The 4,976-nt window shown below is 52.0% G+C and carries 5 protein-coding genes; all 5 read left to right on the forward strand.

All coding sequences use genetic code 11. From position 1 onward, the window contains the following. Positions 1-1,314, forward strand: a 1,314-nt coding sequence (locus tag Q2B33_RS23185) for a Mu transposase C-terminal domain-containing protein (RefSeq protein ID WP_300817575.1), incomplete at its 5' end; no start/stop codon positions are given. A 55-nt stretch (positions 1,315-1,369) separates the two neighbouring features. Continuing rightward, positions 1,370-1,876: a hypothetical protein gene (locus tag Q2B33_RS23190; protein ID WP_300817577.1), complete on the forward strand. Its 507-nt coding sequence runs from the start codon at positions 1,370-1,372 to the stop codon at positions 1,874-1,876. A gap of 22 nt (positions 1,877-1,898) precedes the next feature. Beyond that, on the forward strand, positions 1,899-3,287 hold the full coding sequence (locus Q2B33_RS23195) for an ATP-binding protein (RefSeq protein ID WP_300817579.1): 1,389 nt from the start codon (positions 1,899-1,901) through the stop codon (positions 3,285-3,287). After that, positions 3,281-4,546: a TniQ family protein gene (locus Q2B33_RS23200; protein WP_300817581.1), complete on the forward strand. Its 1,266-nt coding sequence runs from the start codon at positions 3,281-3,283 to the stop codon at positions 4,544-4,546. Before Q2B33_RS23195 ends, Q2B33_RS23200 begins: the two co-directional genes overlap by 7 nt. Continuing rightward, on the forward strand, positions 4,536-4,922 hold the full coding sequence (locus Q2B33_RS23205) for a hypothetical protein (protein ID WP_300817583.1): 387 nt from the start codon (positions 4,536-4,538) through the stop codon (positions 4,920-4,922). Before Q2B33_RS23200 ends, Q2B33_RS23205 begins: the two co-directional genes overlap by 11 nt. Positions 4,923-4,976: the final 54 nt, after the last annotated feature.

The raw sequence follows: 4,976 nt of genomic DNA on the forward strand, positions 1-4,976 counted from the left end.
CCCCGCCGGGTCCTAAGATTGTACTACAGATACCTGGCAACCGGGCAGGTGGCGTTTTCAAAAAATCGTGAGGTTAATGTCAACAAAACCTACGAATGGGCCATCAAGACGCTCTATTTCTCAGCAAAACGGTTCTCGCTGAGGGCCACATACGACATGATGCTGGTGCAAAAATGCACGGATTCGAGTGGGAAACTGGTTGAAAATATCCCGTCCTGGTCAAGTTTCCGCAACTATTTTTATAGCCGTAACTATCACAAACAGCCTCGAAAATTGATTGCTCGGTCTGGCCTGACGAACTATCAGCGCAATGAGCGCCCGGTCTTTGGTTCGTCATCGGACTGGAGAAGCGTTCCAGGTAGCTATCAAATGGACGCTACCCAGGCGGATATTTACCTGGTCTCCCGACAGGACAGGAGCAAGGTAATCGGGCGACCGTACATCTATCTGGCGGTGGATACGGCAACACAGCTCATTGCAGACATTTACGTTGGTTTGGAGTGCGATGAGTCCGCCGTGGTGCTCTGTCTCGCCAATGCGGCTCAGGATAAGGTCAAATTTTGTCGAGAGTGTGGCGTTGAGATTCAGTCGCTTCCTCCCTTCAGGCCGGACGGAAAGGGGCTGGTTGAGAAATCTTTCGATCTCATTCAGCAACGATACAAGCCGCTTTTGAGAAGGAAGGGTGTCATCGAACCAGACGCTCAGGAGCGTTGGTCAACGGATTACCGAAGCCAGAGCGTGCTGAATCTGGATGAATTTACGCAAATTGTGATCCATTGTGTACTATACATCAACTCTGGACGCATCCTTTCAGATGCAGTAACCCAGGCCCAGAAGTGGCTCGACTCAGATGCTTCCCTGCTGGATGTCCCGTATGAGGAACTATACCTGATGTCGCTCCCGCGCGAGACTGCTAAATTGACCCGAAAAGGGCTGCGGATTAACGGATTGCTGTATGTCCCGATGGACATGGATGGTTTAACGTTGGACAAGACCTACAACGCAGCTTTCTCCCGTTCTGATCTCAGCTGTGTCTACGTCCTTCTGGATGACTGCTCGTTCAAGCCCTGCTGGTTGTCCCCTAACCAGTCCCAGTACAGCGGCCTATCTCAACCGGAGGCCAGTGCTCTGAAACAGCATGAGCGAAAACAGCGCAGTACAGCCAGGAGACAGGAGGTCGCCGCCAGCGTGGAGAGCATCCAGAGCATCCGCCAGATTGTCCGGGACGCCTCTGCTGTCGGCTCTGAGAAACCCAAGCAGGATGGGAAAGTCATCAATGAGAATCGCTCAGGGGAAAGAGGGTTACTGACATGAGAATGTATAATGCCAAGACCTGTCAAGAAAGAAGACCGGAAGGGAGGTGCAGCAAATGACTAAGAAATTCACCTTTTCAACACCATCTTGTCTCAGCTGTCAGTACCGGCTAATTGTAGGTGGTTCTGTCTCTGAAACCCGCTACTGCACAGGCTTTGAGAAAAAGAAACCCCGGAGATTTCGCAAGTCAGATCCCAGAATCAAGCCCCCCAAATGGTGTCCCAGGCGGCTCTCCCCTCCGATCTGCCGCATCTATGGATTTGTGGACAAAAACAGCGAACTCATGGAGTTTATGCTGCGGAATGAATTAGGGCATATCCATCCATCGCCGCACCACTACACGCTGCGGATGGAGGTCCCGCTGGGGATAACGGCGAAAGAATTCTTCGCAGAAACACAGAAAGAGTATCTTGAGAACATCCTCCCGCCGCAGGTGCAAGTGGAAACCGGTGAGATTATCGAAATCGATGATGGTTTCCGGCCCTATTGCTTTTATGTGGACAGCTTTGCCAGTGTCACGCCTCTTGCATATTTTGAGATAAAAGCACCAAATCAGGACTAAAACTGGGAAGGAGGACACAAAAATGCGGAAATATCCACCAAATGAATCCTGTTGCGGTGCTGTCTATGACAACGCCCCGGCTGACAATCCCTTCCTTGCGGCCTTGCCGGAGATGCTGCCCCGGGACGAATTTCTGTCTACTATCCGCAGCACCCCCGGCCTTCCTCATGATCTCCCTCGGATGTCCCCCGAGGAACGGAGACAGAGCCTCCCCATGCTGGCCTCCCTTTTTGTCCCACTCGACTATATGTACGCTGTCTACGATCAGCTTTACCGAGCCATCCGGGAGACTTATACAACAAGAACTGCTATGGAGGAAATCCGTCAAATCAACGCTCTATTCTGCGGAAAGGAGAACATTTCCTATGCTACGCAAGCTGCTTCCGGCTCTGTCCTGGGAGTGCCGGGAATTGGCAAGACCTCCACCATCCGGCGGGCTTTGGAAACCATGCCCCAGGTTATTGAACACACCGAATACATGGGACAGCCATTTTACTGCAAACAGGTCCTATACTTACGGATTGAGTGTCCATCCGACTGCTCAGTCAAAACCCTAGCACTTAACCTGTTATCCGCACTGGACAGAGCGATTGGTTCGGACTACCTGCATCAGTTGATCTCCCTCCGCTCCATCGCAGCCTCTGCTGTTGCCACCCAGGTCAAGATCCTCTGCATGACCCATCATGTGGGCCTGCTGCTGGTGGACGAAATTCAGAATGCAGTAGAGACAGCCCAGCGTAATCGGCAAATCAAGCCGCTGCTGAAGTTTTTGGTTGAGCTGACCAACGACACAGCCACCGCCGTCTATTTTGTCGGCACCCCTGCGGCAGAGCAATTATTCACGAGTCAAGAACACTTGAAACGCAGAACAAGAGGAATTCGCCTGTTACCGCTGAAACCGGACGGGACATATAGAAGATTCCTTGAACAACTATGTCCCTATCAATTAACCCCTCAACAAGCCCCTCTGACGGAAAAGTTGGCAAATAAGCTCTTTGACTACTCCGGCGGTATTCCGGCTTACATTGTCAAAATCTTTCAGGAAACACAGGCCCAAGCACTTCTCCTTGGACAGGCCCGGATGGACGAAAGAGTGATGCAGAGGGCGATTGACATCCTGGCGATCAAGGTTCCCAAAACGTATTCGGGTGGAACATATTTGTCGGATTTCGATGTTGGCGATGCTGAGAACGTTCCCAGCCAATCCTCTGAGGAAATCCCACGGGAAGTCCCCGAGGAGGTTCCAGAGGAGTCCCCAGAGTCGATCCCCAGGCTTTATACCAACCAGCGAGGGCGTCGGGCGGCATCCAGGGATGCGCAGGACTTGGTGGCGGTGTTCGCTGGGGGTAATGATCTCTTGTATTTCTTTAAGGAAAATCATCTTTTGGAGGAGTGGCCTGCGTCATGCTGACATTCTTCCCGACGCCCTATGAGGATGAGCTTTGGTACGGTATCATCACACGGTATCATATCCGTTCTGGCAACACCTACTGGAAGTACACCATTCAGGAATTGTTCCCGGAAATAAAGGGGTATCCCCGCCTTGGCGATACAATGCCAAACACCTCCATGCAGATCATAGCCGCCCAGCTGCCAGAGAATGTTTTATCTCTGCGGGACTGCGCTTTGCGGCATTCTCTGTTTCCATTTCGGATGCGTTTTCAGCCTTTGGAAAAGAAGCGGGAGTACCTACAAGAATTCCTGGATGGGGAAAATATGCAGCCAAAATTTCTGTTTACGACCAAGAGAAATGGGGCAGAGATGCCTTTACGTTCCTGCCCACAGTGTGCGGTTGAGGATGTAAAGCAGTATGGCGAACCCTACTGGCACACGGAGCATCAGATCGCTTCCCTGCCGCTTTGCCCCAAGCACCTGTGCCGGCTCGTTCCTCTTCCCCGGCAGAACACGATGTCAATCGGGCAGCAGCTTATCCTGCCGCCGAAAAACCTACCGGATGCTGTTTTTGCAGCTACGGAGACAGAATACTCGCTGACAGAGGCGCTACATTATATGTACACTCTGCCCTATGAAACGAGCCCCAACCTGCTATCGGAAAATCTCTCCACGACGATTGAGAACGCTGGTTTCCTGGAGGATGGCAACATCCTGCGGCAGTCCTGGGATGTTCAGCGGCTCTATACAGCACTGACAGAACGCTTTGGCGCTGATATCGTGGTCAGATGCTTTGGCAAACACATCACAAAAGCCCACGCACGGCGGCTAAGGAGGTATGAAATCTATTCAACAGAAGAATACGCTTTGCTGGCTGTCCTTCTGGACATCCCTCCCCTGGCGTTTTTCTCGGGCATAGCTCTCCCGCTGGAGCTTGACATGAAGATGCGGGAGTTGGCGTGCCAGGGGCAGGTCTACACGAAGGCGAGGGCTGCACAGCTTCTTGAAATCCGTGAGGATCAGCTGCTGCCCTATGCCAAAAGATTCGGCATTCGTCCCTTCTGGGTGCAGAGCGGCAAGCCCTGCGCGGATGACAAACGGCAGACCTACTCCGTGGAGATCCGCCTTTCCGCGCAGGAAAAGGAAGAGCTGGATGCGTACATGGCTGCTCACAATATGGATGTGTACGGTCATGCTTTGCGTTACTTTATGCAAAAAAATATTGGTGACTGGAAAAACAATCACACAAACGAGAGGAGTTTTAACAATGAAAACTGAAACAAAAGAAAAAGTCGCCTTTTTGGCAGCAAGTCTTTTTGACCTGGCGGAGATGACGGAGTCTGATTTGTCAAGCGTCGTCGAAGTGGTCGGTACCGATGCTATCCAGGAACTTATAGGGATGGATCACCTTCGGTACGAGTGCAGCTATGATCGCATGGCAGAGGAAATTTGCAGCTACATCGACTGGGACCCCATGCTGGTCATGACCGGGTGGACAGATGAGGACCTGTCCAGAATCGGTCAGCTGATTGCCGATCTGGTGGAGGGCGACTCTCCGGCAGATGATGATGCCGCAGAGTCTTTGGCTGCCATTTTGACGTGGGATGGGCTTGGGGCCTGGATTGCGTGTAATGATGGGGAGATGCCAACATGAGAGTCGGGCGAATGAAATTCAATCCGGACAATAATCGCTATGGCATCTGGTGGG

This window comes from uncultured Acetatifactor sp., from assembly GCF_948601915.1.
Lineage (GTDB): Bacteria > Bacillota > Clostridia > Lachnospirales > Lachnospiraceae > Acetatifactor.

Excerpts from the sequence above, each read along its gene's own strand:
- Q2B33_RS23190 (WP_300817577.1), top strand. The coding sequence starts at position 1,370 with ATGACTAAGAAATTCACCTTTTCAACACCATCTTGTCTCAGCTGTCAG.
- Q2B33_RS23195 (WP_300817579.1), top strand. The coding sequence starts at position 1,899 with ATGCGGAAATATCCACCAAATGAATCCTGTTGCGGTGCTGTCTATGAC.
- Q2B33_RS23205 (WP_300817583.1), top strand. The coding sequence starts at position 4,536 with ATGAAAACTGAAACAAAAGAAAAAGTCGCCTTTTTGGCAGCAAGTCTT.
- Q2B33_RS23200 (WP_300817581.1), top strand. The coding sequence starts at position 3,281 with ATGCTGACATTCTTCCCGACGCCCTATGAGGATGAGCTTTGGTACGGT.